Annotated in this window: 25 protein-coding genes and 1 other annotated feature; of the genes, 8 read left to right on the top strand and 17 right to left on the bottom strand. The window is 57.5% G+C overall.

What is annotated here, in order from left to right; genetic code table 11:
• Positions 1 to 112: 112 nt before the first annotated feature.
• The 6 genes from BJP35_RS03610 to ivbL form a co-directional block, all read right to left on the bottom strand.
• On the bottom strand, positions 113 to 1,432 hold the full coding sequence (locus BJP35_RS03610; protein WP_014167989.1) for an MFS transporter: 1,320 nt from the start codon (positions 1,430 to 1,432) through the stop codon (positions 113 to 115).
• A complete protein-coding gene (uhpB, locus tag BJP35_RS03605; RefSeq protein ID WP_047742706.1) occupies positions 1,425 to 2,930 on the bottom strand; it encodes a signal transduction histidine-protein kinase/phosphatase UhpB in 1,506 nt (501 codons plus the stop codon). Before uhpB ends, BJP35_RS03610 begins: the two co-directional genes overlap by 8 nt.
• Positions 2,927 to 3,520: a transcriptional regulator UhpA gene (uhpA, locus tag BJP35_RS03600; protein ID WP_040018349.1), complete on the bottom strand. Its 594-nt coding sequence runs from the start codon at positions 3,518 to 3,520 to the stop codon at positions 2,927 to 2,929. The genes uhpB and uhpA overlap by 4 nt, the downstream gene beginning before the upstream one ends.
• Before the next feature lie 73 nt (positions 3,521 to 3,593).
• Positions 3,594 to 3,881, bottom strand: coding sequence for an acetolactate synthase small subunit (gene ilvN, locus BJP35_RS03595; RefSeq protein WP_014167986.1), 288 nt, complete (start codon positions 3,879 to 3,881; stop codon positions 3,594 to 3,596).
• Between the two features lie 3 nt (positions 3,882 to 3,884).
• Entirely contained in the window at positions 3,885 to 5,573 is a 1,689-nt protein-coding gene (ilvB, locus tag BJP35_RS03590) for an acetolactate synthase large subunit (RefSeq protein WP_047742704.1), read from the bottom strand.
• A gap of 107 nt (positions 5,574 to 5,680) precedes the next feature.
• Positions 5,681 to 5,779 carry an ilvB operon leader peptide IvbL gene (ivbL, locus tag BJP35_RS24135; RefSeq protein ID WP_071605430.1) on the bottom strand — a complete coding sequence of 33 codons (99 nt, stop codon included), beginning with the start codon at positions 5,777 to 5,779 and terminating at the stop codon, positions 5,681 to 5,683.
• Positions 5,780 to 6,303: 524 nt separating this feature from the next.
• Here ivbL and tisB point away from each other — a divergent pair.
• The 4 genes from tisB to emrD all read left to right on the top strand — a co-directional run bounded on the left by tisB (position 6,304) and on the right by emrD (position 9,160).
• Complete coding sequence (gene tisB, locus BJP35_RS03580; RefSeq protein WP_020684667.1) at positions 6,304 to 6,393, top strand: type I toxin-antitoxin system toxin TisB; 90 nt, start codon at positions 6,304 to 6,306, stop codon at positions 6,391 to 6,393.
• Between the two features lie 64 nt (positions 6,394 to 6,457).
• The gene (locus BJP35_RS03575; protein WP_047742700.1) at positions 6,458 to 6,904 is read left to right on the top strand and encodes a GNAT family N-acetyltransferase; all 447 of its coding nucleotides are present in this window, start codon (positions 6,458 to 6,460) and stop codon (positions 6,902 to 6,904) included.
• A 62-nt stretch (positions 6,905 to 6,966) separates the two neighbouring features.
• Positions 6,967 to 7,800 (top strand): EamA family transporter, encoded by an 834-nt coding sequence (locus BJP35_RS03570; protein ID WP_020882736.1) that lies wholly within the window; start codon positions 6,967 to 6,969, stop codon positions 7,798 to 7,800.
• 175 nt (positions 7,801 to 7,975) lie between these two features.
• Positions 7,976 to 9,160, top strand: a complete 1,185-nt coding sequence (emrD, locus tag BJP35_RS03565) for a multidrug efflux MFS transporter EmrD (RefSeq protein WP_047742698.1) — start codon at positions 7,976 to 7,978, stop codon at positions 9,158 to 9,160.
• Here the strand turns inward: emrD and BJP35_RS03560 are convergent.
• Positions 9,063 to 10,151 (bottom strand): cellulase family glycosylhydrolase, encoded by a 1,089-nt coding sequence (locus BJP35_RS03560; protein ID WP_047742696.1) that lies wholly within the window; start codon positions 10,149 to 10,151, stop codon positions 9,063 to 9,065. The two genes, emrD and BJP35_RS03560, sit on opposite strands and share 98 nt — an antisense overlap.
• Before the next feature lie 85 nt (positions 10,152 to 10,236).
• Positions 10,237 to 11,163, bottom strand: coding sequence for a DNA-binding transcriptional regulator DsdC (gene dsdC, locus BJP35_RS03555; protein WP_047355944.1), 927 nt, complete (start codon positions 11,161 to 11,163; stop codon positions 10,237 to 10,239).
• 204 nt (positions 11,164 to 11,367) lie between these two features.
• On the opposite strand from dsdC, the gene dsdX reads away from it, so the two are divergent.
• Together dsdX and dsdA are read left to right on the top strand one after the other, a co-directional pair.
• Positions 11,368 to 12,705 (top strand): D-serine transporter DsdX, encoded by a 1,338-nt coding sequence (dsdX, locus tag BJP35_RS03550; protein ID WP_014167979.1) that lies wholly within the window; start codon positions 11,368 to 11,370, stop codon positions 12,703 to 12,705.
• Positions 12,706 to 12,722: 17 nt separating this feature from the next.
• Positions 12,723 to 14,015 carry a D-serine ammonia-lyase gene (dsdA, locus tag BJP35_RS03545; RefSeq protein ID WP_020882740.1) on the top strand — a complete coding sequence of 431 codons (1,293 nt, stop codon included), beginning with the start codon at positions 12,723 to 12,725 and terminating at the stop codon, positions 14,013 to 14,015.
• On the opposite strand, the gene BJP35_RS03540 is transcribed toward dsdA, so the two are convergent.
• From BJP35_RS03540 to BJP35_RS03525, 4 genes are all read right to left on the bottom strand, one after another.
• Positions 13,999 to 14,346, bottom strand: coding sequence for a DUF202 domain-containing protein (locus BJP35_RS03540; RefSeq protein WP_014167977.1), 348 nt, complete (start codon positions 14,344 to 14,346; stop codon positions 13,999 to 14,001). The two genes, dsdA and BJP35_RS03540, sit on opposite strands and share 17 nt — an antisense overlap.
• Complete coding sequence (locus tag BJP35_RS03535) at positions 14,336 to 14,683, bottom strand: YidH family protein (RefSeq protein ID WP_020882741.1); 348 nt, start codon at positions 14,681 to 14,683, stop codon at positions 14,336 to 14,338. The genes BJP35_RS03540 and BJP35_RS03535 overlap by 11 nt, the downstream gene beginning before the upstream one ends.
• 91 nt (positions 14,684 to 14,774) lie before the next feature.
• On the bottom strand, positions 14,775 to 16,097 hold the full coding sequence (locus tag BJP35_RS03530; RefSeq protein WP_014167975.1) for a 6-phospho-alpha-glucosidase: 1,323 nt from the start codon (positions 16,095 to 16,097) through the stop codon (positions 14,775 to 14,777).
• Entirely contained in the window at positions 16,094 to 17,716 is a 1,623-nt protein-coding gene (locus BJP35_RS03525) for an alpha-glucoside-specific PTS transporter subunit IIBC (protein ID WP_047742693.1), read from the bottom strand. The genes BJP35_RS03530 and BJP35_RS03525 overlap by 4 nt, the downstream gene beginning before the upstream one ends.
• Before the next feature lie 223 nt (positions 17,717 to 17,939).
• Between BJP35_RS03525 and BJP35_RS03520 the strand changes: the two genes are divergently transcribed.
• Positions 17,940 to 18,686, top strand: a complete 747-nt coding sequence (locus BJP35_RS03520) for a GntR family transcriptional regulator (RefSeq protein WP_047742691.1) — start codon at positions 17,940 to 17,942, stop codon at positions 18,684 to 18,686.
• Here the strand turns inward: BJP35_RS03520 and BJP35_RS03515 are convergent.
• The 3 genes from BJP35_RS03515 to ibpA all read right to left on the bottom strand — a co-directional run bounded on the left by BJP35_RS03515 (position 18,654) and on the right by ibpA (position 21,443).
• Positions 18,654 to 20,315 carry a putative transporter gene (locus BJP35_RS03515; protein WP_047742689.1) on the bottom strand — a complete coding sequence of 554 codons (1,662 nt, stop codon included), beginning with the start codon at positions 20,313 to 20,315 and terminating at the stop codon, positions 18,654 to 18,656. The two genes, BJP35_RS03520 and BJP35_RS03515, sit on opposite strands and share 33 nt — an antisense overlap.
• 152 nt (positions 20,316 to 20,467) lie before the next feature.
• A complete protein-coding gene (ibpB, locus tag BJP35_RS03510; RefSeq protein WP_025202652.1) occupies positions 20,468 to 20,896 on the bottom strand; it encodes a small heat shock chaperone IbpB in 429 nt (142 codons plus the stop codon).
• 136 nt (positions 20,897 to 21,032) lie between these two features.
• Positions 21,033 to 21,443, bottom strand: a complete 411-nt coding sequence (ibpA, locus tag BJP35_RS03505) for a small heat shock chaperone IbpA (RefSeq protein WP_008500162.1) — start codon at positions 21,441 to 21,443, stop codon at positions 21,033 to 21,035.
• Positions 21,437 to 21,509, bottom strand: a sequence feature (ROSE (Repression Of Heat Shock gene Expression) occurs in the 5'-region of heat shock genes and acts as an RNA thermometer to modulate expression.). Its footprint overlaps the gene before it by 7 nt.
• Before the next feature lie 248 nt (positions 21,510 to 21,757).
• On the opposite strand from ibpA, the gene BJP35_RS03500 reads away from it, so the two are divergent.
• Positions 21,758 to 22,075, top strand: a complete 318-nt coding sequence (locus BJP35_RS03500; RefSeq protein WP_025202651.1) for a YceK/YidQ family lipoprotein — start codon at positions 21,758 to 21,760, stop codon at positions 22,073 to 22,075.
• 10 nt (positions 22,076 to 22,085) lie between these two features.
• On the opposite strand, the gene BJP35_RS03495 is transcribed toward BJP35_RS03500, so the two are convergent.
• Complete coding sequence (locus BJP35_RS03495) at positions 22,086 to 23,315, bottom strand: DUF3748 domain-containing protein (protein WP_073970976.1); 1,230 nt, start codon at positions 23,313 to 23,315, stop codon at positions 22,086 to 22,088.
• 51 nt (positions 23,316 to 23,366) lie between these two features.
• On the bottom strand, positions 23,367 to 24,704 hold the full coding sequence (locus tag BJP35_RS03490; RefSeq protein WP_078775102.1) for an MFS transporter: 1,338 nt from the start codon (positions 24,702 to 24,704) through the stop codon (positions 23,367 to 23,369).
• Between the last annotated feature and the right edge of the window lie 70 nt (positions 24,705 to 24,774).

Raw genomic sequence — 24,774 nt, 5'->3', positions numbered from 1 at the left:
GATTTTTGCAGCATTGTAAAAACCAGCCGGGAGCGACGCCTGAGACAGCGTCCAGGTGAAACCAGGAAAATTTCTTAGTTTTGCGCCATTCGGGATGAAAAGGTGAAGCACATCACGCTTCGTGTGCCTCGCGCGGCGCCTGCGCATGCAGGAACGGCAGCAGCAGCAGGGCCGAAATTCCTGCCGCGATGGCGATCACGGCGAAGAAACCGCTCCAGTGCCAGACGTCGATCACCCGCGCCAGCGGCCAGCCGGAGAGCGAAGCGCCAAGGTAAGCAAACAGCCCGACAAAGCCCGTCGCTGCTCCCGCGGCGTCTTTGTGCGAACACTCCGCCGCCGCCATGCCGATCAGCATCTGCGGACCAAAGACGAAAAAGCCGGTGGTGAAGAAACACGCCGCCTGCATCACGTAGCTGGCGAACGGCATCAGCCATAGCGAACCAACGGAAAGCAAAATCCCGGCGGCGAAGATCAGGTTCATCGGCCCGCGGTTACCGTTGAAGAGCTTATCCGAGCCCCAGCCCGCCACCAGCGCGCCGATAAAGCCGCCCAGCTCGAACATCGTCACCGCCGAGTTGGCGGTCACCAGATCGACGCCCAGGGTTTCGGACATATACAGATTGCCCCAGTCGTTGATCGCCGCACGCACCACGTAGACCAGCACGTAGCAGAGAGAGAGTAACCAGATATAGGGATTTAACAGCACATATTTGGTGAGGATCTCTTTACGCGTCAGCCCTGCACCTTCCTGCTGTTGAGCGACTTCCATCTCGTCGTGCCGCCAGTCGCCTACCGCGGGCAGGCCCACGGTTTGTGGCCTGTCACGCAGTCGCCAGCAAAGAAACAGCCCGGCAACGATCGCCAGCCCGCCGGCAATCATCATTCCCGTGCGCCAGCCGTAGTGCAGCGCCGCCGCCCCGACCACCATCGGAATAAGCGCCCCCCCGACGTTATGCGCCGTGTTCCAGATAGCCCACCAGCCGCCACGCTCGTTGCGCGAGTACCAGGCGGTGAGCAGACGGGCACACACCGGCGCGCCCCATCCCTGGAAAAAGGCGTTCAACGCCCACAGCAGCGCAAAGGCCCAGAGCGAGGTGGAGAAGCCAAACAGAATGTTCACCACCCCGGTGGCAATGAGTCCAGAGCCCATAAAATAACGGGCATTCGAGCGGTCGCTGACGATACCGGAGAAGAACTTCGACAGGCCGTAGGTGATGTAAAACAGCGTCGCCAGCAGGCCAATATCGGTGCGTGTCATCACTCCGCTGGCGAGGATTTCCGGCGCGGCGGCGTTGAAACTTTTGCGGGTAAAGTAAAAAAGCGCATACCCCAGCCAGATGGTGATCAGGATATGGCGACGCCAGTAACGATAGCGGGCGTCAATTTCACGTTTATCGTTTAGCGGGGCGGCATTCGCCGGGGTTTTAAACATGCTGACTCCTCAGCGGTAAACTGACGCTGACGCGCGTGCCGTGGGTGCAGGAGATCGTCAGGGTGCCACCCAACGCCTTGACGCGCTCACGCATGCCCGCCAGGCCAAAACCCAGCTGGCCGGAGCCCGGCGGCAGACCGCAGCCATCATCTTCAATCACCAGCATCAGGCGTTCATCCTGTTGCCATCCCTGCAGCGTTACCGCGCTGGCGCTGGCGTGCTTAACAATATTATTCAGCCCTTCCTGACAGACGCGGAACAGCGTGACGCGCTGACCCTCGCTCAGCAAAGATTCATTGATGCACCAGTCAAGATGGCTGACGATCCCGCGGCTTTCCAGCTCCATCTCGCGCATCAGCGACCGTACCGCCTGCTCAAGCGTAAGATCGTCCAGCTGGCGCGGTCGCAGCCTGCCAAGCAGTCGCCGCACCGAGTCATACACGCCAAGAGAGAGCTGTTCGATATGTGCCCCGCCCTGCTTTACCCCGGCGTTTTCGGCCGCCAGACGCTGAACGATGCCTGCCTGAGTGCGAATGGCAGTAATGGTCTGGCCGATGTCGTCGTGCAACTCGCGGGCCACCTCCTGCCGGACGCTCTCTTCCGTTTCCAGCAGGCGTTCTGCCAGACGGCGATTACGCGCCAGCTCGGTTTGTAATGAGTGGTTAAGTTCACGCAGGCGCTGAATCCCGGCCCCCAGCAGCAGCCCGGTCAAGCTCTGGGCCAGCAGGGAGAGCAGTAAATCAACGGGGTGATCGTGCCAGGTCTGGCTGGCAATCAGCGCGATAGCGTTCATCAGGGTGGCAATCAGCGCGCCCTGCCAGCCGTAGTGCCACGCAAGGGCAATAATCGGCAACGCCAGGCAAAACGGGGTAAAGCGCGACAGCTCATCGGGCAGGCCAAGCTGCAGCCACAGGCTGATCGCAAACAGCAGCAGATACCAGATAAGATGCCGGGCGCGCCAGTTTACCGGCTGAGAGACCAGCGCCGGTCCGAGCGGCTGCCAGACGGTACTGGTGAGGTAGTGCCAGATAACCAGGCAGGTGGGAGCCAGCGTCAGACCGCCGGTCAGCGTCAGCAGAAGGGCGTTAAGCATCTCCTCCTCGCCGGTCCACGGCAGGGACTGCAACAGCGCGGCGGCAATCAGCGCAGCCCCCTGACGCAGCAGCGTGCGCCAGTCGCGCTGGTGACGATAACGGGAGATCAGCGCCACCGGGATCAGCGTGAGTACGCTGCCCGTCAGCAGTAAAGGCAAGTGCGCCAGCGCCACCTCCTGCGCCAGCCAGATCAGCATCAGCCATTCGGCGCCCAGCAGTACCGGCCAGAAACCGCGCGGGCATTGCAGCATCAGCCCCAGACGCAGGCCAAACGGGAAAAGCAACACCGCCAGCTCCGGGCGTTCAACCAGATGCAGGCTGATGCTCCACAGGCAGAACCAGGCGGCGGAGAAAATGGAAAAACTGGCAGCAACGGCGATCAGCCGTGAAAACAGCGGGTTCATTGCCAGCTGTCGAACATGCGGCGCGCCAGTTCAACGTCATTACTGACGCCGAGTTTTTCCATCAGGTTAGCGCGGTGAACGTGAACGGTTTTTGGCGACAGCCCCAGGTCCATGGCAATCTCTTTCACCGACATCCCCTGCGCCAGTTTTTCTGCCACCTGACGTTCGCGTCGGGTGAGTGGGTCCTGTCGCCCTGCCGCCAGCTTGATGGCGATATCCGGCGTCAGGTAGCACCCGCCGGTGGAGACCGTGCGCACGGCAGCGATCAGTTCGTCCGGGCTGCAGCGCTTGGAAAGAAATCCCCGTGCGCCTGCGTTCAGTGCCTGCTCCACCAGCGCCGGGCTGTCATGGACCGAGAGCATCACGATCGCCATCCCTTTCGGCAACTGACTCAGCAGTTCAAGCCCCGAGAGATCCGGCATCGAGATATCGCAGATACAGACCTGGACACCGCGCCCGGGCAAACCAGCCAGCGCCTCGCGACCGGAGCCGAACTCCGCCACCACCTGAAAATCAGGCTCAAGGTTCAGCAGCTGGGCAAATCCGGAGCGGACGATGAGGTGGTCGTCGATAAGGGCGATGGTGGTCATGGCGCGTTCCTGGCGGGTTAAAAAACGCGCTTACCTTAACGATAAGCGCGTGGGGGTTCAAGCTTTGCGCTATTTACTCGAAGAACACCGCAATTTTGTTAAACATGGTGGGATCGGACTGGTTGCGCACCACTTTCTCGACATCTTCCAGCTTGTCGATCTGCGCAATCATCTGCTCCAGACGCTGATCGTCATTCACCAGTAGCCAGATGCGGCTGTGCTCGCTGCCCTGGATGGGCAGACAGAGGATACCTTCCACGTTAAACGCGCGGCGGGCAAAAAGCCCACAGACGTGCGTCATCACGCCAGGGTGGTTGCGGACGGTGAGTTCCAGAATGACGTTATCATGTTGTTTCTGCATGGCTTATTCCCCCACCATCTCAGTATTTGCCGCACCTGGCGGCACCATCGGGTACACTTTTTGTTCAGGATCGATACGTACGTGGATCAGCGCCGGGCCAGGACGAGAAATCGCCGCCTGCAGCGCCGCATGAGGGTCCGCTTCGGCGTTCAAATCGCAGGTATGCAGGCCAAAACCGGCGGCAATCTGCATAAAGTTAATCGTGCCTGGATAGGTCGCGGCAAACACGCCCTGCGTATAGAACAGACTCTGCTGCTGGTGCACCAGCCCCAGCGCCTGGTTGTTCATCAGGATGATTTTCACGTCTAACTGGTTTTCGGCTGCCGTCGCCATTTCCTGAATGTTCATCATCAGGCTACCGTCACCGGAGAAGCAGATCACCTTGCGATCGGGATTGGCCAGCGCAGCGCCCACTGCCGCCGGCAGGCCAAAGCCCATGGTCCCCAGCCCACCCGAGGTCAGCCACTGACGCGGACGGTTCAACGGGTAGGCCTGGGCGGTCCACATCTGGTGCTGACCCACATCGGTGGTGATAATCGCGCTGTCATCAACGCAGGCGGCCACGGCGTTAATCAGCCCGTAATGGCTCAGCGGGTCCCCCTCGGTTGGGATAGCGCCCGGGAACTCTTTTTGCAGATCGGCAACCAGCTGACGCCAGTCGGCGCGATCGGAAGCGTCCGTTTGCGGAATCAATTGCGCCAGCACCTCGGCAACGTCACCCTGAATCGCCACGTGCGGCTGCTTGATTTTACCCAGCTCGGCACGGTCGATATCCACATGAATGATTTTGGCGTTCGGGCAGAACTGCTCGGTCTTGCCAATCGCCCGGTCATCAAAACGTGCACCCAGAACAATCAGCAAATCCGCTTCTTGCAGAATGTAGTTCGTGCTGCGCGCGCCGTGCATCCCCAGCATACCCAGCGACAGCGGGTGCGCTTTTGGCAACATACCCAGCGCCATCAGGGTCATGGTGGTGGGCAGGCTGGCTTTCTCTGCGAGCTGGCGTACCGCGTCGGAGGCATTAATCGCCCCGCCACCCAGATAAAGCACCGGGCGTCTGGCGGCGTTAATCATCGCCGCTGCAGCCTGCACGCTCTCTGCGCTGAACTGCGGCGCTGGCGCACGTTCACCCGGCTCCGGCAACATGTCAATCTCGATCTCTGCGGTCTGAACATCCTTAGGAATGTCTATCCACACCGGGCCGGGACGGCCGGATTGCGCAATACGAAACGCATCGCTGATAACCTGAGGAAGCTCGGCGATATCGCGAACTAAATAGTTATGTTTAGTGATGGGGATAGAGATGCCGTAGGTATCCACTTCCTGAAACGCGTCGGTACCGATCATGGAGGACGGCACCTGGCCGGTGATGCAGATCAGTGGAATTGAGTCCAGGCGCGCGTCGGCGATAGCGGTGACCAGGTTAGTCGCACCCGGGCCACTGCAGGCCATACAGACCGCAGGTTTGCCCTGCGTACGCGCCATACCCTGAGCGATGAAACCCGCACCCTGCTCGTGACGCGCCAGAACGTGACGAATCTGCGTGCTTTGGCTTAACGCATCATACAGCGGCAGCACCGTGCCGCCCGGGATCCCCGCAACCGTGGTGATGCCCTGTCGTTCCAGCAAATGAACGATTAACTGCGCGCCCGTGAAACGCGTTTTGGTGGATGTTGTGCCCGAACTTGCCATGCTCCAGTCCTTTTCTTCTGAGCCGACTTTCCGGGGAGGGTCCTTAAACGAAAAACCCCGCCCGGTTTGCGCCGGCGGGGTTTTGGATTCGTGTGTTGATCCAGTCCCTACGGCGCATTGCCGACGACCACCACCACACGCACGACGACCACTGCGGCTGGTTGCGCAGTTGCTAGTAGGGTCGAGGTGAACATGGATGCTGTCATTGGGGACCTGTGTTTAGAATCTATTGATAGAATTTATACAAACACAGCTTTTCGGGCATGACAATGGAAATATTTTCATCTGCGCAAAAATGCGTCGAAGATCACGTTTCGTTTGTTGCGTGCGGAAAACAAAAAACCTCGCCTGAGCGAGGTTTTTTTCAGAGGTTTTGCGGTTGGTCGCCGCAGAACACACTGTGTTACGTCAACGCAAAAAGTATACGCGATCGAAGACGAACGCGCAATTCAGGCACGGATTTTGACGTTTTTGAGTATGGACCGCCTTCTGAATTTTGTCCAAAAAATACTGTTCATGCATACAGTATTTATCTATACTGAGGGTGTTCGCAGTGAGCGAGGGGGCCGCAGTTCTACCGGCGCAACGAAGTCCTGGCTGAAACGGGTGGTGCCGTCAGTGCCTTAACCCCCTGAAGTGAGCACACTGTGTTACGTCAATCCAGGTGCTGGTCACAGGCGGCGGAAAGGTACGCCAGCATCGTGCTCCTTTTAACCAAAAGGAGACGCGTATGAGCGTAGTGGATATGGTGATACTTATCCTCAAACTCATTGTTGCTGTACTGCAACTACTTGATGCTGTCCTGAAATACCTTCGGTGATTCAGGTTCAAGTCGCACCTGAGAGGGGCGGGCAACCGCCCCTCTTTAATAACGAGGGAATGCTATGTCGCGTCTGTTAATTGAGCCTGTCACGCCAGAAGAACCAGGCTATATCGCCTTAAAGGCCGAAAGTATCGCATCGAATTTCAACATGCTGCGCCGGCTGGAAGAGAACTGGCGGCGCGGTGAAAACCGTTTTAACGCACCGGGCGAAAAGCTGCTGGGCGCCTTTTTGAACGGCAAGCTGGTGGGCGTATGCGGTCTTAACCGCGATCCCTTCAGCCAGCAGCCGCGCGCCGGCCGCATTCGTCATCTCTACGTCAGCGAGAAGTGCCGCGGGCTGGGCATTGGTAAGCAGCTTCTGACCGTGGTAATGGCCGATGCCAGCATCTGGTTTGATTTTCTCAATACCCACGCCCCGGACGCTGCCTACGGGTTTTATCATCAGGCGGGCTTTACGCTGGTCTCGGATGAACCACGGGTCACACACCGTCTGTTTTGCGCGGTGTGACCGGCTGGCAGCATCAGGTGGTGAATGTTACAGTTGAGTGACAATTCACCGCCAGATACGCCATGACCATTACCGTCTTCTGCATTTTACTGTTCGCCGCGCTGCTGCATGCCAGCTGGAACGCCATTGTTAAAGCCGGTACAGACAAGCTCTATTCAGCAATCAGCGTTAGCGGTTCCGCCGCGTTTATCGCCCTGGTATTACTGCCCTTCTCCCCACAGCCGTCTGCTGCCAGCTGGCCGTTTTTAGGGGTCTCCTGCGCGCTGCAGGTGGTGTACACAGTGCTGGTTGCAAAGACCTACCAGGTCTCCGATATGAGCCAGACCTATCCGCTGATGCGCGGTACGGCACCGCTGCTGGTGGCATTGATAAGCGTGCTGGTGCTGGGAGATAGCCTGTCATGGCTCGCGTGGTCCGGCATCGCCGTGATCTGCCTGTCGATTCTGGCTATGGCCATGAACGGCCGCATGACGTCGCGTAAGGGGGTCTGGCTTGCACTGCTCAACGCCTGCTTTATCGCCGGATATACGCTGGTCGACGGCACCGGCGTGCGGTTATCAGACACCGCGCTGGGCTATACGCTTTGGACCTTCTTTATGAATGGTTTCTGCCTGCTCTTCTGGGCGATGATGGCACGCCGACGCGAAGCTTCCAGATACCTGCGTACGCACTGGAAAAAAGGGCTGCTCGGGGGGATCGGCACCATGGGCTCTTACGGCCTGGCGCTCTGGGCGATGACCCAGGCTCCGCTGGCCGTGGTCGCCGCCCTGCGTGAAACATCCATCCTCTTCGGGGCGCTGATCGCATTTGTGCTGTTAAAAGAAAAGGTTGCGGGACTGCGTATCGCGGCCGCAGTGGGAATTGCGGGCGGGGCGATCCTGCTGCGCCTGGCATAAATCACTGGCAACATTAGTTGCCGATCTTGTTTACAAATCCTGCCTTTACCCCTTCTGACATTCATCACAGGAATGCTTAATTTGTCATCTCTCTGTGGTAGATTCCTCGCGCATTTATGGGAATGCGTAGTCACTTATTCTTTATTTCTCTCTTTTGGCAAAAGTATTCAGCGACATGAAAAAACACAGGAACGTTAACTTATTGTTGATGCTGGTGTTACTGGTGGCCGTCGGTCAGATGGCGCAAACCATCTACATTCCGGCGATCGCCGATATGGCAAAGGAACTTAACGTCCGCGAGGGCGCAGTACAGAGCGTAATGGCAGCTTATCTGCTGACCTACGGCGTTTCGCAGCTGTTCTATGGACCGCTGTCTGATCGCGTCGGGCGTCGCCCGGTGATTCTGGTGGGTATGTCCATTTTCATGGTGGCGACGGTGATTGCCATTACCACCCATAACCTGACCATATTGATTGCCGCCAGCGCCCTGCAGGGTGTCGGCACCGGCGTCGGAGGGGTGATGGCGCGAACCCTGCCACGCGATCTCTATCAGGGCACCCAGCTCCGCCATGCCAACAGTTTGTTAAATATGGGGATTCTGGTGAGCCCGCTGCTGGCGCCGCTAATTGGTGGCTTGCTCGATACGATGTGGTCCTGGCGTGCCTGCTACGCTTTCCTGCTGGTGCTGTGCGTAATTGTGACCTTCAGCATGGAGCGGTGGATGCCGGAAACCCGGCCAACGGACGCGCCACGCACCCGCCTCATCACCAGCTATAAAACGCTGTTCGGCAACGGCGCGTTTACCTGTTATCTGCTGATGCTGGTTGGTGGCCTGGCGGGTATTGCCGTGTTTGAAGCCTGCTCCGGCGTGCTGCTGGGTGCCGGGCTTGGCCTGAGCAGCATGGTGGTCAGTATCCTGTTTATTCTGCCCATCCCGGCCGCGTTCTTTGGTGCCTGGTTTGCCGGCCGTCAGAACAAGCGTTTCTCAACGCTGATGTGGCAGTCGGTGATCAGCTGCCTGCTGGCAGGTCTGATGATGTGGATCCCGGGGCTGTTTGGTGTGATGACCGTCTGGACGCTGCTGATCCCGGCGGCGCTGTTCTTCTTCGGCGCGGGGATGCTGTTCCCGCTCGCCACCAGCGGCGCAATGGAGCCGTTCCCGTTCCTCGCAGGCACGGCGGGCGCACTGGTGGGGGGACTGCAGAACATCGGTTCCGGCGCGCTGGCCTGGCTCTCGGCGATGATGCCGCAAACTGGCCAGGCTAGTCTGGGGTTGCTGATGACGCTGATGGGGCTGCTGATTTTACTGTGCTGGCTGCCGCTGGCGTCGCGTGTTCCCCATCACGAGCAGCCGGTTTAACCGCATGATGGCCCGGCTTCTCGCCGGGCTTTTCACAAACAGGCGCGATCATGGCCTGCAGCAGCGGCTCTGGTGCAGGACGCCAGGCGCCCTCTTCCCCGTCGTAAAACTGAATATCCGCGTTGATAGCGTAGGGAACTTTGGCCTTTTGCAGTTCGCAGGCCATAAACGAGGCAAACGCCATTTGCGATGCGGTGGGGGTGAAGTGATTTGATTCACCCACGCCCCAGCCGCCCACCCAGCTGACGTGACCGGTTTTTTGCTGCCAGTGCAGCGCGGTCGCAATACGATTATGGATAGCCGCTTTCTCCACCACCGTCCCGGACGTCCACGGATATTTACCGTTACTCTTTAGCGGGCCCCACGGGAAAATGTGCCACTCCGCCAGCAGATAATTTTGGCTGTGCGCCGGGAGTTTCAGGCTGGAGAGGTCTTCTGGCGCAGCCCGCAGACGTGGCGCGATGAAGATCATGCGATTAGCATCAATTGCATGAATGTCTTTGACGGTTTTCTCGTAAACCCGGTTAAGCGACGCGGCGTTATGGTTGAGCTTGTCCGCCGGTTCATAAATCAGGTCAAAACCCAGCAGGGGATAGCTTTGGCCGAAGTAGTGCGCCACGGCAATCCACCAGTTAATCACCTCTTTTTCCGTCTCGGCTTTCGGGTCGTTTTTATATTCATCGGCCTGATAAGCGATAATCGGGATCACCCCGTATTGCTCGCAGGCTTCCACCAGCTTACGCAGATGAATCAGCCGCGCCTCCGTCGGTTCATCGGCCACGCGGATACGCACATGGCTGATACCCTTCGCACGAAAATCGCGAACCACCAGCGGATCGAACTCCCGAATACCGCGCTCGGTGCGCGCCCAGTCTACGTCCATCCCCACGCCCAGCTTTTGCGCATAAAGCGCAGCCGTCAGCGGTGGCTCAGCGGCAATCACCCAGCCGGAAGAGAACAGTAACGCAGTGGCAATCAAAGGCTTTAACACGGTGTACCTTGCGAGAAATCAAAAGCATTACCTGTATTTAGCACGCTTTTTCACATTTGGTGTAGCGCCAAAGCGTAATAATTCTTCAGCCAGCCAGTTCTCTCAGCCAGCTAATAAAGGCATCAATTTTCGGCCACTGTCGTCCTGGCAGGGTCGACATGTAGTAATGCTGATGGCATTTAAGCGTTTTCTCCCCAAACGGTGCAATCAACTCACCGCGTTCGAGCCGCTTTTGTACCAGCCGTTTTCGCCCCATCGCGACCCCGACATGGTTCATTGCCGCGACAATCGCTAAATCAGAGCGATCGAAGCCAATGCCCGATGATGATGGCATGTTCACTGCAAAATGCGCCGCCCAGCTGAGCCATTCATCGGTACCGGAATCATTGCTCCAGGCCTGGCGATCGTGCAGGAGCGTACAGTGGCTGAGGTGGCCGGGATTTTTCAGCAGGTCATGTTCCCGGGCATACGCCGGCGAGCAGACGGGTAAAATCGCCTCGTCCATCAGGAAGTGATGCGTCAAATTGGCTGGCGGCGTATCGTCGAAATAGAGCGCCAGATCGATACCGGTTCGCTGCATATTGACGTTTTCATTGCCGGTCAGAATGGTCAGCGAGATCGCGGGATAACGCCGGGTGAAATCCCCGAGCATGGGCACCAGCCAGCACTGGGCAATCGACGGACGAGAGTAAACCGTCAACGTGCCGGACAGCGCCTGGTTCTTGATATCCAGGATCTCCTGGTTCAACGTATCCAGCGACGATTTCAGCGTCCAGTAGACGCGTTTCCCCTCCTGCGTCAGCTCCACTTTACGGTGGGAGCGGACAAACAGCGCTATCCCTAACTCCTCTTCCAGCAGGTTGATACGGTGACTCACCGCACTGGGGCTGAGCGACAGCTCCTCCGCCGCCAGCGCGAAGGACTCGTGGCGGGCGGCCACTTCAAACGTATACATTTTTGACAGCTGCCAGCCGTTTAACAGCCGGTTTCGACCTTCATTTGCGTCATTCATCGCACTTCTCACACGGACTTTTGCTGCTCAGGATACCGCTCAAAGTTGAATTTATGTGAACCAAACACGCATTAATTGCGCTTTTTTGAGTCCAGTCACGCGTTTGATCCAATCTGGCTCACCTGAAAGGCAATTTATATCGTTTGTCAGCACCCGCTGATTTTTCGTCCAATACCCGTAAATAACATAAGGGTGAGGTGAGATATGGGTGCTCAGGTCTGGGTTGTGGCGACGCTGCTCATCAGCATCGCGTTAATCGTATTAACTATCGTAAAACTGAAGTTTCACCCGTTCCTGGCGCTGCTGCTGGCGAGCTTTTTTGTCGGTGCCATGATGGGAATGCGCCCGCTGGACATGGTGAATGCCATTGAAAGCGGTATTGGCGGCACGCTCGGCTTCCTGGCGGCGGTGATCGGGCTTGGCACCATCCTCGGCAAAATGATGGAGGTGTCCGGTGCGGCAGAACGCATTGGGATAGCGCTTCAGCGTTGCCGCTGGCTGTCAGCCGATGTCATCATGGTACTGGTGGGGCTTATCTGCGGCATTACGCTGTTTGTTGAAGTCGGCGTCGTCCTGCTGATCCCGCTGGCCTTCTCCATCGCCAAAAAGACCCATACCTCGCTGCTGAAGCTGGCCATTCCCCTCTGTACCGCGCTGATGGCGGTGCACTGCGTGGTTCCGCCGCACCCGGCGGCCCTGTTTGTCACGAATAAGCTGGGGGCGGACGTGGGGACGGTTATCGTCTACGGTCTGATGGTTGGCCTGCTGGCCTCGCTGGTTGGCGGCCCGCTGTTCCTGAAATTGCTGGGCGATCGCCTGCCCTTCAAAGCCGTCCCGGCTGAATTTTCTGACCTCAACGTTCGTGAAGAACATACGCTGCCCTCGCTGGGAGCCACGCTGTTTACCGTGCTGCTGCCCATTGGCCTGATGCTGGTGAAGACCCTCGCCGAGCTGAATATGGCAAGAGAAGGCACGCTGTATACGCTGCTGGAATTTATCGGTAACCCGATCACCGCCATGTTCATCGCCGTGTTCGTCGCCTATTACCTGCTGGGGCTGCGCCAGCATATGGGGATGGGTACGATGCTGACCCATACCGAGCATGGCTTTGGCGCCATCGCCAACATTCTGTTGATTATCGGCGCGGGCGGCGCGTTTAACGCCATCCTCAAAACCAGCGGCCTGGCCGATACCCTGGCGCACATTCTGTCGAACCTGAATATGCACCCGATCCTGCTCGCCTGGCTGGTGGCGCTGGTTCTGCACGCGGCGGTGGGGTCAGCCACGGTGGCGATGATGGGCGCAACTGCCATCGTCGCACCCATGCTGCCGCTCTATCCTAACGTCAGTCCGGAGATCATCACCATTGCTATCGGTTCCGGTGCCATTGGCTGCACGATCGTGACCGATTCCCTCTTCTGGCTGGTGAAGCAGTACTGCGGTGCCAGCCTGAACGAGACCCTGAAGTACTATACGACGGCGACGTTTATCGCCTCGGTACTTGCACTTGGCAGCACATTCCTGCTTTCTTTCATTATCTGAGCGCGAAGAGACGTACTATGGAAAACGCAACTATCAGCACCTTAACCGCACAGTTCCCTCTGATTGAGGATCTGATTGCCCTGAAAGAGACCACCTGGCTAAACCCGCGCACCACCTCGCTTGCTGAAGGGTTGCCGTATGTCGGGCTGAGCAAAGCCGATGTGGACGACGCGCATGCACGCCTTAACCGCTTTGCGCCGTATCTGGCAAAAGCGTTCCCCGAAACGGCGGCCACGCAGGGGATTATCGAGTCCGAACTGGTGGCTATTCCGGCGATGCAGAAAAGGCTGGAGAACGAATCGGGGATAGCCATTCCCGGCACGCTGCTGCTGAAAAAAGACAGTCATCTGCCTATCTCTGGCTCCATCAAAGCGCGCGGGGGCATCTATGAAGTGCTGACTCACGCCGAAAAACTGGCGCTGGAAGCAGGGTTGCTGAGCGTCGAAGACGATTACAGCATCCTGCTGGAACCGCGTTTTAAAGCGTTCTTCAGCCAGTACAGTATCGCGGTGGGATCCACCGGCAACCTCGGGATGTCCATTGGCATCATGAGCGCGCGCATCGGCTTTCAGGTTACGGTGCACATGTCTGCCGATGCCCGTGAGTGGAAAAAAGCCAAACTGCGTAGCCACGGTGTGATCGTCGTGGAATATGAGCAGGATTACGGCGTGGCGGTGGAGCAAGGACGTAAGGCCGCGGAGAGCGATCCGAACTGTTTCTTTATCGACGATGAGAACTCCCGCACGCTGTTCCTCGGCTATGCGGTGGCAGGCGAGCGGCTAAAAGCGCAATTTGCCGCGCAGGGCCGCGTGGTGGATGCGGAACATCCGCTGTACGTCTATTTGCCCTGTGGCGTCGGTGGCGGTCCTGGCGGCGTGGCGTTTGGCCTGAAGCTGGCCTTTGGCGACAACGTACACTGTTTCTTCGCCGAGCCGACGCACTCCCCGTGCATGCTGCTGGGCGTCTACACCGGGCTACATGATGCCATCGCCGTGCAGGATCTGGGTATCGACAACGTGACGGCCGCCGACGGGCTGGCGGTTGGACGCGCGTCTGGCTTTGTGGGCCGGGCGATGGAGCGGCTGCTTGACGGGTTCTATACCCTTTCCGATCAAAGCATGTACGACATGCTCGGCTGGCTGGCGCAGGAAGAAGGCATTCGCCTTGAGCCGTCGGCGCTGGCGGGCATGGCCGGGCCGCTGCGTGTTCCTGTCGCTTCCGCGAACGCGACCCATCTGGTCTGGGCAACCGGCGGCGGAATGGTGCCGGAAGACGAGATGGCGAAGTACCTGGCTAAAGGGAAAAAATAAACTGCAGATGGGTGACCGCAAACAGCAGTGACAACGACAGCACCGCGAGGGCGATCAGGAACTTATCGCGCACCGCCTTCGGCTGTACAAAATCGTCCTGCGTCACATCCATTACGTTGCGACTGCGGGTATAGCGCCACAAAACGATCGCCACAAGCGCCAGCACGACCAGTGAGATCCAGAATGGCACGCCTGTGCGATGCCAGTTGTGCTTGATGGCGAGGGCAATCAGCGCGCCATACCCCAGTAACGTACGCAGCCAGGCCAGCGACGTCCGCTCCGGCTGCAGGCCGGGGTCGGCTTCGCGTCGCGCTTTGCGGTTATCCACCATACAACACCAGCACCATCACCACGCCCGCTACCGCCAGCAAAATCATGCTGATGATGAGTAACCCACGCGTATAGGGAAGATCCTGCTTGAGCCGCATCGCCTTTTCGTTACGCAGCCAGCGCAGGTAGCCGTAAATGGCCAGCACGCCGGCAAACAGGCACAGCAGCAACGCCAGCACTTCGCGGATCAGCGGCGTGGCAAAATCAGGCGCGAGCTGGTCAAGCCCCACACCCGCGGCGAGAAAGCCCAACGCGGTTCGGATCCATGCGAGGAACGTACGCTCATTAGCCAGCGAGAAGCGGTAGTCAGGGGCTTCACCGAGGCGGGAAATTTTCATGAAGATTCCTTGTCTGCTACAGGCAGGTTCCAGCATAGCGTAAATCGACAAGGACAAGGAGACCGGCATCGGGCGATGCCGGTCAGGACGATTAATGCAGCGCTGGCCAGTACGCTTTGTTGGCCTCGATCAGATCATCCAGAATCGCTTTCGCAACGGAGGCGCTCGGCACCGTTTTCGACAGCGTAATCGCCTGCCACAATTTCTGGTACGAGCGCTGCTCCCAGGCATCCACTACCAGTTTTTCCACCGCTACCTGTTGGCTCATCAACCCTTTCTGGAAGTGTGGAATATCGCCCACCGTTAACGGCTCCGGCCCGTTATGACCGACCAGGCACGGAATTTCTACCATCGCGTCGGCATCAAAGTTATGAATGGCACCGTTGTTGGGCACAATCAGCAACATGCGCTCCTGAGTGTTGAAGGCAATCGCAGTCGCCAGATCGACGATGTACGATGCATGTTCGTCGATTTCCAGCTCCCCGGCGGACGATACACCGGCTTCGATAATCGCCCGGCAGGCGCTGAACACATGCTTCTCACGGTGATCCATCACCTCGTTAGCGCGCGTGCGTTCCGGATTGGAATGCGCGACCACGTAGTCCGGGAACAGGTAATATTTCAGATAGGTGTTTGGCATGGTGTCGGGATCCAGCGCCTGCACATCTTTTGCCTTCGCGAACGTGTCGTTCCAGCTGGCTTCGGTATGGGCATTGTCAGAGGGCGGTACATAGCCGTTTTTCGCGACATATTCGCGCAGTTTCGGCATTAAATCATTGCCGTTTGCATCTTCAATGGATGTCCACCATCCGAAGTGGTTCAGCCCGTAGTAACGCACGCGCATCTCTTTACGGTCTTTAAGGCCGACTATCTGCGCCATACGCCCTTCAATGCCGATGGGCATATCGCAGATGTTGAGGATTTTGGCGTTGGGTCGCAGGCGACGGGTCGCTTCAGCCACGATGGCCGCCGGGTTCGAGTAGTTCAGCATCCACGCATTCGGGGAGTATTGCGTCATGTAATCGACCAGCTCCAGCACGCCGCCAATAGAGCGCATGCCGTAGGCGATCCCGCCGGGTCCGCAGGTCTCCTGACCCAGCACACCGTGACGCAGGGGGATTTTCTCGTCTTTTTCACGCATCGGGTATTTCCCCACGCGGATATGTGCCATCACAAAATCGACGTCGGTAAAGGCCGCTTCAGGATCGGTGGTGTAGCTAAACTCAATCTCCGGAGCCTGCTCTTTAAGGATGATCTTGCACGCCTCGGCGATGGTCTCCTGACGTGCGCCGTCGTTGTCATAGAATTTCAGCGCGCGCAGCGGAAAACGGTCGCGGTTGGCTAACAGCATCAGGACGATACCCGGCGTGAAGGTACTGCCGCCGCCTGCAATGACAACTGAGAATTTTTTCATGATATAGCCTCTGTCAGGGTAGTTTGTTCGTTTGTTGAAGGGGTTTTCATCAGCGATTCAAGCTGGTCTCGTACCTGAGGGACGTGCAGTCCAACAATCACCTGAATGCCGTTGCCGCGTCGCACCACACCGTGTGCGCCCAGGGCCTTAAAGACGTCATCGCTTTGGGTTTGCGCCATGTCGACCAGCGCGATACGTAAGCGAGTGGCGCAGTTATTAATGCTTTCGATATTGGCCGCGCCGCCCAGCGCCTGCAGGAATCCGGCGGCTTGCCCAACCTGCTGGCTGGCGGCAGCCGGTGCGGTGGTTTGCCCGCGTGCCGCTTTATAATCCGCCTTGCTGTAAAGTTTGACTTCGCTCTCTTCACGGCCCGGGGTTTTAAGGTTCAGCCGTTCAATCAGCGTTTTGAAGACCACGAAATAGAGGCCGGTGAAGCAAAGACCGATACCCATCTGGGTGAATACCGTCGAGGCGTGGTTGTGGAACATGGGGATCCAGTTTTGCGGCAGAAACTGGTCCAGCAGTCCGCCGCCCATGTTGCCCACGACGCCGAAGATGTACATCACCGTCGCCATCGTGGCGGCCAGAACGGCGTGGACGGCAAACAGCAGCGGCGAAATGAACAGGAAGGTGAATTCCAGCGGCTCGGTAATGCCCACCAGCACGGCGGTCAGCGTGGCCGGGATCAGCAGGCCTGCCACTTTGACGCGGTTTTCCGGTGATGCGGTGTACCAGAGCGCCAGCGCAATCCCGACAGAGCCAAACACTTTGGCGTTGCCGTGAAGCGCAAAACCGCCTTCCGGGAACAGGGTTTTCAGCGGCAGCGTGCTTTGGCTAAATTCCTGAAGATGCTGCGCCCAATAAACCTGGATGCCGCCCTCGACCGCTGCCGGGCCAAAGATAAACGGACCGTAGACAAAGTGGTGTAATCCGGTAGGGATCAGAATGCGTTCCAGGAAGGTATAAACCCACACTCCCAGCGCACCGGCAGAGCGTAAAAAGGCCTGCAGGGACTCAATGCCCAGCTGCACTTTCGGCCAGCCCAGCAGCGTCAGCCAGGCGCAGGGGATCATCACAAAGAACGCGAGGATAACGACAAACGAGGTGCCCTGAAAAATCCCCAGGAAAACAGGCAACTGCTTGTCGAAATAGCGGTTGTGGATGGCGGTGACAATCCCCGAAATCACAATCGCCCCAATGATGCTGGTATCGAGCGTTTTGATACCGGCAATCATGGCCAGTCCGCTGCCGGCAGTGGGCTCAGCGGCGAAGTCGACGCCAAAGAAATGACCCCATGTCATCCCCATCGCATTGATAAAGTAGTTCCAGGTCAGAAAACTGATCAGCACCGCCAGACAGGCGCGGCCCTGCGCCTGCTTCGCCAGACCAATCGGTAAACCCACGGCAAAAATCAGCGGCATATTGCGAAACACCGCCCAGCCGCCCTCTTCAATGATGTGAACAATTTGCGCGAACAGATTATCGGGGGCGGTTAAGGCCTCGCCCACAAACAGCGGGTTGCGAAGCATGATGGCGATCCCGACCACGATCCCGGCAAAGGGAAATAACAACACCGGGGTAAACATGGCGCCGCCAAAACGTTGTATTTGACTGAGCATTTTTAAATCCTCACGTAACAACCTGTAGGGGGTAGAGGCCTTTATGATTTTTTGCTGGGCCTGAAGTGAGCATAAGAATTTACCCATGGGCGAACATGACGTGCCGCTGCGATTCGTGATCGCATTCATGGTTTTATTTTGACCAGTCAGGTCTACTTTTCGTTGTTAATATGGACATGTCAGGACGCAATCCACGCGTTAATACAGGCAGAGAGGTCTACTGGTGATCTACAAATCTATCGCTGACAGGTTGCGGCTGCGGCTGAATTCGTCGGACTACAATATCGGGAGTCCGCTGCCGGGTGAGAAAGCGCTGGCGCAGGAGTTTGGCGTGGCGCGGATGACCATTCGAAAGGCGCTGGATCTGCTGGTGAACTGGGGGCTGGTTGAACGCCGACACGGTAGCGGGACATTCGTGGCGCGTAAAGATGTCCACCACGAAACCACCAATCTGACCGGGCTGGTGGAGGTGCTGCGCCAGCAGGGAAAAGAGGTGCAGAGCAAGGTGCTACAGTTCGAAGTGATGCCCGCTCCGCCCGCTATCGCCAGCCAGCTCCGCATTCAGGTGGATGAGCGTATCTACTTCTCGCGCCGGGTGCGTTATGTCGACGGAAAACCCCTGATGCTGGAGGACAGCTTTATGCCCGTGAAGCTGTTCCGCACGCTTTCACTGGCACATCTGGAAGGGTCGAAGTTTGATTACATCGAGAAGGAGTGCGGAATAACCATCAGCGGCAACTACGAGAGCCTGACGCCGGTGCTGGCAGATAAACAGCTCGCCGGTTACCTGAACCTGCCGGAACAGACGCCGCTGCTGCGGATAACGTCTCTTTCCTACAGCGACAGCGGCGAATTTCTCAATTATTCCGTGATGTTCCGTAATACCCGTGATTACCAGGTGGACTACCATCTGCGGCGCATCCACCCGGAAGACCTGCTAACTCATCCCCCAGAACAGCACCGCCAGTAGCTGCGGGGTAATAATACGCAGGAACATCACCAGCGGGTAGACCGTGGCGTATGACAGCGCCGCCGCGCCGCTGGTGGCGTGCAGGTTGTTGGCAAAGGCCAGTGCGGGTGGGTCAGTCATTGATCCGGCGAGCATGCCGCAGAGCGTCAGATAATTCATTTTGGCGAACATCCGCGCCAGGATTCCCATCGTCAGGAGCGGAATCGCCGTGATAAATATCCCGTAGCCGACCCAGCTCATCCCCTCGCCCTTCACCAGGGTATCGATAAAATCGCCCCCGGATTTCAGGCCGACCACCGCCAGAAACAGCACAATCCCCAGCTCGCGCAGCGCCAGGTTGGCGCTCGGCGGCATAAACCAGTAGAGCTTACCGATACAGCCGATACGCCCGAGGATCAGCGCCATAATCAGCGGTCCACCCGCCAGGCCCAGCTTGAGCGCGACCGGAAAACCCGGGACATACAGCGGAATGGAGCCAAGCAGCACTCCCAGCCCGATACCGATAAAGACCGGCAACATCTGCACCTGCTGCAGTTTTTGCTGGGCGTTACCCACCATGTCCGCTACCGCATCAATGGATGACGGGCGCCCAACCAGGTTCAGGATATCGCCGAACTGCAGGCTGGCTTCCGGGCTGGCGACCAGTTCCACCCCAGCACGGTTAAGACGGGAGATCACGACGTCATAGCGCTCTTTAACCTGCAAATCGCGTATTTTCTTGCCAAGCACGTGCTCGTTGGTCACCACGACGCGCTCTACGCGCATATCGGTGCCGCGCGTGGAGAGCGAGGTCTCCACCTCCTGACCAATCACCAGCCGCGCGTTGTTTAAATCCCCGGACTGTCCGACCAGGTGCAGCAGGTCACCCTGCTGAATAATGGTCCCGGGCGCAGGTACCATCAGCATATCGTCACGTTTAAGGCGTGAGCAGATAATATTGGCGCTGTTCAGGATCGGCACATCCTGAATCGCCATATTGTTGAGGTTGGGGTTATCGACGCGAATGTTGATGGTTTTGATCGGCATATGGCCGTTGGTGAGCGTGGTTTCGTGGTCTTTTGCCTCGTTTTCGACGTTAATGCGAAAGAGTACCCGCACCAGCCACATGGAGAGCAGAATGCCGCAAATCCCAAACGGATAGGCCATGGCGTAGCTCATCCCCATCTGGTCGACAATACCGGGAGAGATGCCAAGGTCGCGCAAAATTTGCTGCCCTGCACCCAGTGCAGGCGTATTGGTGACCGCCCCGGAGAAAATACCCAGCACCACCGGCAGCGGAATATCGAAGAGCTTATGCAGAATGGCGGTGACCAGCCCTCCCATCACCACAATACCGAAGGCAAACAGGTTCAGCCGTAATCCGGAGACCCGAAGGGAAGCGAAAAAGCCAGGCCCCACCTGAATACCGATGGTGTAGACGAAGAGGATCAGACCGAATTCCTGGATGAAATGGAGCATTTCGGCGCTGAGCACCAGCCCAAGCTGGTCGGCAAAATGGCCGACAAAAATCCCGCCGAACAGCACCCCGCCTATCCCAAATCCGACGCCGCGGATTTTAACATTGCCAATCCACAGACCCACCACTGCGACCAGGGCCAACACGCTAACGGTTAACGCGATATCACTCATGATCCACTTCCTGTGCATAACCTTAGTTATGCTACGGATTCTCTCAGAGCCGCACGCGGTTGTATGGGCGATGGCGCACAAAAAAGCCCTGCCGGGGCAGGGCGTTATCTTTTCATCCTCTCCCTGTGGGAGAGGCAACAACCCGCAGAGGGTTAACTGTTCAGCGCAGGACGCTCGCTAATGGCGATACGCTGCGGTGCAATGGCTTCCGGCACGTTGCGGGTCAGGTCGATATGCAGCAGCCCGTTGGTAAATGTCGCGCCGGACACTTCCATATGGTCAGCCAGAGTAAAGCTCAGGCTAAACGGCTGATTAACCAGGCCCTGGTGCAGCCATTTGGTCTCGGTTTCTTGTTTTTCCGGCGTACCTTTCACGGTCAGGCGCGTGCCTTCGAGCTGAATATCCAGATCGTCCTGGCGGAACCCGGCCAGCGCAAGGGTGATGCGATAGTGGTTGTCATCGCTTTTTTCGATGTTGTACGGCGGAAACGTCTGTTGCTCGGTGGTGCTTTGCAGGGCATTAGCCAGTTTGTCAAAACCAATCCACTGACGCAGCAGGGGGGATAAATCGTAGTTACGCATACTAAATCTCCTTCTGAGAAGCGAGTTCGGCACAGTTTATTTTTGTGCGCAGTTGTTCCTGCAAATCCTCATGGATTCACATATGCTCCCATTACGGCAAGCAATTCTGGGTGGGCCGCTCGCGCGACCCGCATAATCAGTTGATCTCGATACGGCGCGGTTTTTTCTCTTCCGGAATCACACGTTCCAGTTCGATAAACAGCAGGCCGTTGACCAGGTTCGCGCCTTTCACGTGAATGTTCTCGGCTAACTGGAACTTGCGTTCAAAGTTGCGCTCGGCGATACCCTGATAAAGGTAGGTGCGTTCTTTCTGCTCGGCCGTATGTGAACCTTTCACCACCAGCAGGTTGTCCTGCGCGGTGATCTCCAGTTCGTTCTCTGCAAAACCGGCGACGGCAATGGCGATGCGGTAGTGGTTTTCATCAACCAGTTCAACATTGTATGGAGGGTAGCCGTTGCTCTGGCTTTGGTTATTTTCTAAATGGTTAAACAGGCGGTCAAAACCAATTGCAGAACGGTATAGCGGGGAAAGATCGAAGTTACGCATAAATAAAAGCTCCTGAAATCAGCGAGAAATTGTAGCCTTCCACCATGGACAGGCCAGTGTGCCCCTGAACACCCCGCAGGCGTGTTCGTTATCGGGTTACATTCTTAAAATGGGTCTGGAACCGGTCTTTTCAAGCGCAGCGGACGCACTTTTTTTTGCACTTTCGTGCATCTCGCTTAGACTGGGACAACAGCACAAAGGGTTAAATTGCGATGGCTGCCACAGTGCGGGGTTATCGGGCTATCCATTTTGAACGAGGCTCGCTATAACCCTGAGTTGCAGGTTTATGCAGTGCCATTAACGATGACTGAGTGATGATGAAAAATGTTCTGATAAAGCTGACGACGTTCAGCGGGGTTGTTTTACTTTGCGGGTGTTCGAGCGTGATGTCTCACACCGGCGGTAAAGAAGGAACATATCCGGGGACGCGTGCCAGCGCTGAGATGATCTCCGATGACGATACCAACTGGGGCACAAAATCCCTGGTCATCCTGGATATGCCGTTTACGGCTGTGGCCGATACGCTTTTGCTGCCGTGGGATATGTTCCGTAAGGACAGCTCCGTGCGCTCGCGGGTAGAGAAAAGCGAGCAGCAAAATCTGGCCACCAATTCCGTCATTCCACCCGCTTAACGCCAACGCGTTAACGCTGCCCGGTTTCCGTTAGCCAAAGCTGACGGAAACCTTCTGTCTCTTCCATCCATGCAATAAAACGCCCGTCCGGGGAAAACACGACCGCATCACCAGACGGTGGATTGCCGTGATCGGACGTCAAAAACGTCACCTCTCCGGTTTGCGCATCACAGCAGGCAATCCGCTCTTCCAGCACAAATCCCAGACAGTGACCGGCTGGGTGCCAGGTAAATGCCGACTGAATGTCACTTTCGTTATGCGTCAACTGGCGTGGTTCGCCGCCTTCTGGAGCGATAAGCCACAGCTGCACAATGCCCTTATCATCACGCATCAGAAACGCAATCTGCGTCCCCTGCGGGTTGCAGCGCACCCAGTGACGCGGCACGTTTACCAGCCCCGGGAATGCCCGCTGGTGGGTAAAGGTCAGCCGGCGCTGCATGACACCCGCCGGGGGCGCAGGCAGCGTCTCAGGAGTCCCCTGCAGCGGCGCATCGCCCGCGCGTTTCCATCCCTGCTCGTCGTTGGGCAGATCCACAATAAACAGTTCTGGCACTTTCTCGCCTGTCGCAGACACGGTATCGCCGATAAACGCCAGCCTGTCATTGCCCACCCAGCCCTCTTCATAGGCTCGGTTGATCTCATCGCTGCCGGGCTGAGGCGCGGGCGTCGTGCGGCTCACCAGCACGCTCCAGAAGGTGCCGGAATATTCACGTGGATGCGTCCCTTGCGGCGTCACCGGGCCAAAAGGCGCTGCGACGCCGACGTTGCGTAAATCGAGCGTCGGGTCACGCTCATGCAATACATGGTCGTTGTAGGTAAAGCTCACGAACTGTCCGTCAGGGCTAAAAACGTGCACGTGGCTGCCGCCACGCAGCGCGCCTGCGGTATAAGGCGGCGTGATATCCATGGCATCCAGGTTACTCACCTGACCGTTGTGTACAACCACGCCCTGACGATGATGAAAATCGTAGTGCCAGTCTGCATCCGGATTTTCCGGGCCGTGGATAAAGACATATTTGTCCTGCTGCGGATGAACGGTCACCACGCCAACATGCGCACCGTGACTGGCGCGATAGATCACCTCGACGTCACCCGTAATAACATTGACCCGCTCAATGGTTTCACCGGTGAACGATGCGCCGGACGGACGCACATCGTAGGCCAGCCACTGGCTGTCCGGCGTCCAGGTATTGATATTGGTAAGCTGGTGATGACGGGAGGCGAAGGTGATTTGTTTCATGGCGTTACCCTGATGCGCAGTTATCGCATCAGGGTAAAACATTGCGGGGAATTAGCCTACACGTTTGACGTCACCTACCAGCAGGATGTAGGAGAGCGCACCGAGCAAGGCCACTGCGGAGATATAGATCAGTGCCGGGCCAAAGCCATAGTCCTGAGCCAGATAACCGATGACCAGCGGAACCGTGATCCCCCCCAGGCCGCCGACAAAGTTGAACACGCCACCGGTCAGACCAATCAGGCGCATCGGGGCCAGCGAGGAGACCAGCGACCAGGTGATGGAGGCAAAACCGTTCCCGAAGAACGCAATCGCCATCAGCGTCATAATCCAGACCGGATCGTTGGTGTAGTTTGCACCCATGATGCAAGTGGAGATCAGCAGCCCGCAGATAATAGGCGTTTTACGCGCGACACCCAGCGAGAACCCTTTTTTCACCAGCCTGTCCGCCAGCCAGCCGGAAAGCAGCACACCAAAGAAGGCCGCCAGGAACGGTACGGTGGTCATAAAGCCCGCCTTCAGCGCGGTGATGCCTTTTTCCTGGGTCAGATAGTTCGGGAACCAGGTCAGGAAGAACCACAGCGTGGAGGTCACCGCGAACTGCCCCAGATAAACCCCCACCAGCTTGCGGTGGAAAACCAGCTTCCAGTCGGCTTTGGTCAGCGGCTGACGCGCCTCTTTTTTCACCGGCGCATCGCCATCCACCAGGCCGCCACCGTCGCGGATATAGTCCAGTTCAGCGTTGCTGATACTTTTGGTGAGACGCGGCGGTTGATAGACCTTGAACCAGATCAACGACCAGATAATGCCGATCCCCCCGGTCACAATAAAGACCCAGTGCCAGCTCAGCAGTTCCTGGATCCAGATCAGCAGCGGCGTCAGGAACGCCAGGCCGACAAACTGCCCGGAGGTGTAGAATCCAACGGCCGAGGCGCGTTCATGCTCCGGGAACCAGCTGGTCACCATGCGGTTATTGGTCGGAAACGCCGGGGCTTCGAAAATCCCGGTGATCGCACGCAGGCCAATCAGCGACATCAGCCCGGTGGCAAAGCCCTGGAACAGGGTCGCCACCGACCAGCCAAAGATGGCAATGAAATAGGTCAGGCGCGAGCCGACACGGTCAAGGAACCAGCCGCCGGGGATCTGGCACAGCGTATACAGCCAGGCAAACGCCGAAAAGACGTAACCCATTTCCGCTTTGCTGATCCCAAACTCCTCCTGAATATGGGCTGAAGCCACGGCAAGGTTGGCGCGGTCAACGTAACAGATGACCACAGTAATAAAAATCATGACCAGCGTCAGGTAGCGCCGACGCCCGGTTTTTGCAGCAGTAACAGGAATATCCATCGCAATCTGTCTCCAGATTTTGGGCATAGCGAAGCCGCTCACCATGCCCTGTAATTTACAGAGGGTGTGTTTGTTATTGTTGAAATTACTTTTTAGTGGCGATGTGCTTAGGCTG

It is taken from the genome of Enterobacter sp. J49, from assembly GCF_002148625.1.
In the GTDB taxonomy this organism is placed as follows: Bacteria; Pseudomonadota; Gammaproteobacteria; order Enterobacterales; family Enterobacteriaceae; genus Enterobacter; species Enterobacter ludwigii.
Note: the sequence above shows the minus strand (reverse complement) of the source record. Positions and strands in the feature narration are given on the sequence as shown.

Excerpts from the sequence above, each read along its gene's own strand:
- BJP35_RS03610 (WP_014167989.1), bottom strand. The coding sequence starts at position 1,432 with ATGTTTAAAACCCCGGCGAATGCCGCCCCGCTAAACGATAAACGTGAA.
- uhpB (WP_047742706.1), bottom strand. The coding sequence starts at position 2,930 with ATGAACCCGCTGTTTTCACGGCTGATCGCCGTTGCTGCCAGTTTTTCC.
- uhpA (WP_040018349.1), bottom strand. The coding sequence starts at position 3,520 with ATGACCACCATCGCCCTTATCGACGACCACCTCATCGTCCGCTCCGGA.
- ilvN (WP_014167986.1), bottom strand. The coding sequence starts at position 3,881 with ATGCAGAAACAACATGATAACGTCATTCTGGAACTCACCGTCCGCAAC.
- ilvB (WP_047742704.1), bottom strand. The coding sequence starts at position 5,573 with ATGGCAAGTTCGGGCACAACATCCACCAAAACGCGTTTCACGGGCGCG.
- ivbL (WP_071605430.1), bottom strand. The coding sequence starts at position 5,779 with ATGACAGCATCCATGTTCACCTCGACCCTACTAGCAACTGCGCAACCA.
- tisB (WP_020684667.1), top strand. The coding sequence starts at position 6,304 with ATGAGCGTAGTGGATATGGTGATACTTATCCTCAAACTCATTGTTGCT.
- BJP35_RS03575 (WP_047742700.1), top strand. The coding sequence starts at position 6,458 with ATGTCGCGTCTGTTAATTGAGCCTGTCACGCCAGAAGAACCAGGCTAT.
- BJP35_RS03570 (WP_020882736.1), top strand. The coding sequence starts at position 6,967 with ATGACCATTACCGTCTTCTGCATTTTACTGTTCGCCGCGCTGCTGCAT.
- emrD (WP_047742698.1), top strand. The coding sequence starts at position 7,976 with ATGAAAAAACACAGGAACGTTAACTTATTGTTGATGCTGGTGTTACTG.
- dsdC (WP_047355944.1), bottom strand. The coding sequence starts at position 11,163 with ATGAATGACGCAAATGAAGGTCGAAACCGGCTGTTAAACGGCTGGCAG.
- dsdX (WP_014167979.1), top strand. The coding sequence starts at position 11,368 with ATGGGTGCTCAGGTCTGGGTTGTGGCGACGCTGCTCATCAGCATCGCG.
- dsdA (WP_020882740.1), top strand. The coding sequence starts at position 12,723 with ATGGAAAACGCAACTATCAGCACCTTAACCGCACAGTTCCCTCTGATT.
- BJP35_RS03540 (WP_014167977.1), bottom strand. The coding sequence starts at position 14,346 with ATGGTGGATAACCGCAAAGCGCGACGCGAAGCCGACCCCGGCCTGCAG.
- BJP35_RS03535 (WP_020882741.1), bottom strand. The coding sequence starts at position 14,683 with ATGAAAATTTCCCGCCTCGGTGAAGCCCCTGACTACCGCTTCTCGCTG.
- BJP35_RS03530 (WP_014167975.1), bottom strand. The coding sequence starts at position 16,097 with ATGAAAAAATTCTCAGTTGTCATTGCAGGCGGCGGCAGTACCTTCACG.
- BJP35_RS03525 (WP_047742693.1), bottom strand. The coding sequence starts at position 17,716 with ATGCTCAGTCAAATACAACGTTTTGGCGGCGCCATGTTTACCCCGGTG.
- BJP35_RS03515 (WP_047742689.1), bottom strand. The coding sequence starts at position 20,315 with ATGAGTGATATCGCGTTAACCGTTAGCGTGTTGGCCCTGGTCGCAGTG.
- ibpB (WP_025202652.1), bottom strand. The coding sequence starts at position 20,896 with ATGCGTAACTACGATTTATCCCCCCTGCTGCGTCAGTGGATTGGTTTT.
- ibpA (WP_008500162.1), bottom strand. The coding sequence starts at position 21,443 with ATGCGTAACTTCGATCTTTCCCCGCTATACCGTTCTGCAATTGGTTTT.
- BJP35_RS03500 (WP_025202651.1), top strand. The coding sequence starts at position 21,758 with ATGATGAAAAATGTTCTGATAAAGCTGACGACGTTCAGCGGGGTTGTT.
- BJP35_RS03495 (WP_073970976.1), bottom strand. The coding sequence starts at position 23,315 with ATGAAACAAATCACCTTCGCCTCCCGTCATCACCAGCTTACCAATATC.
- BJP35_RS03490 (WP_078775102.1), bottom strand. The coding sequence starts at position 24,704 with ATGGTGAGCGGCTTCGCTATGCCCAAAATCTGGAGACAGATTGCGATG.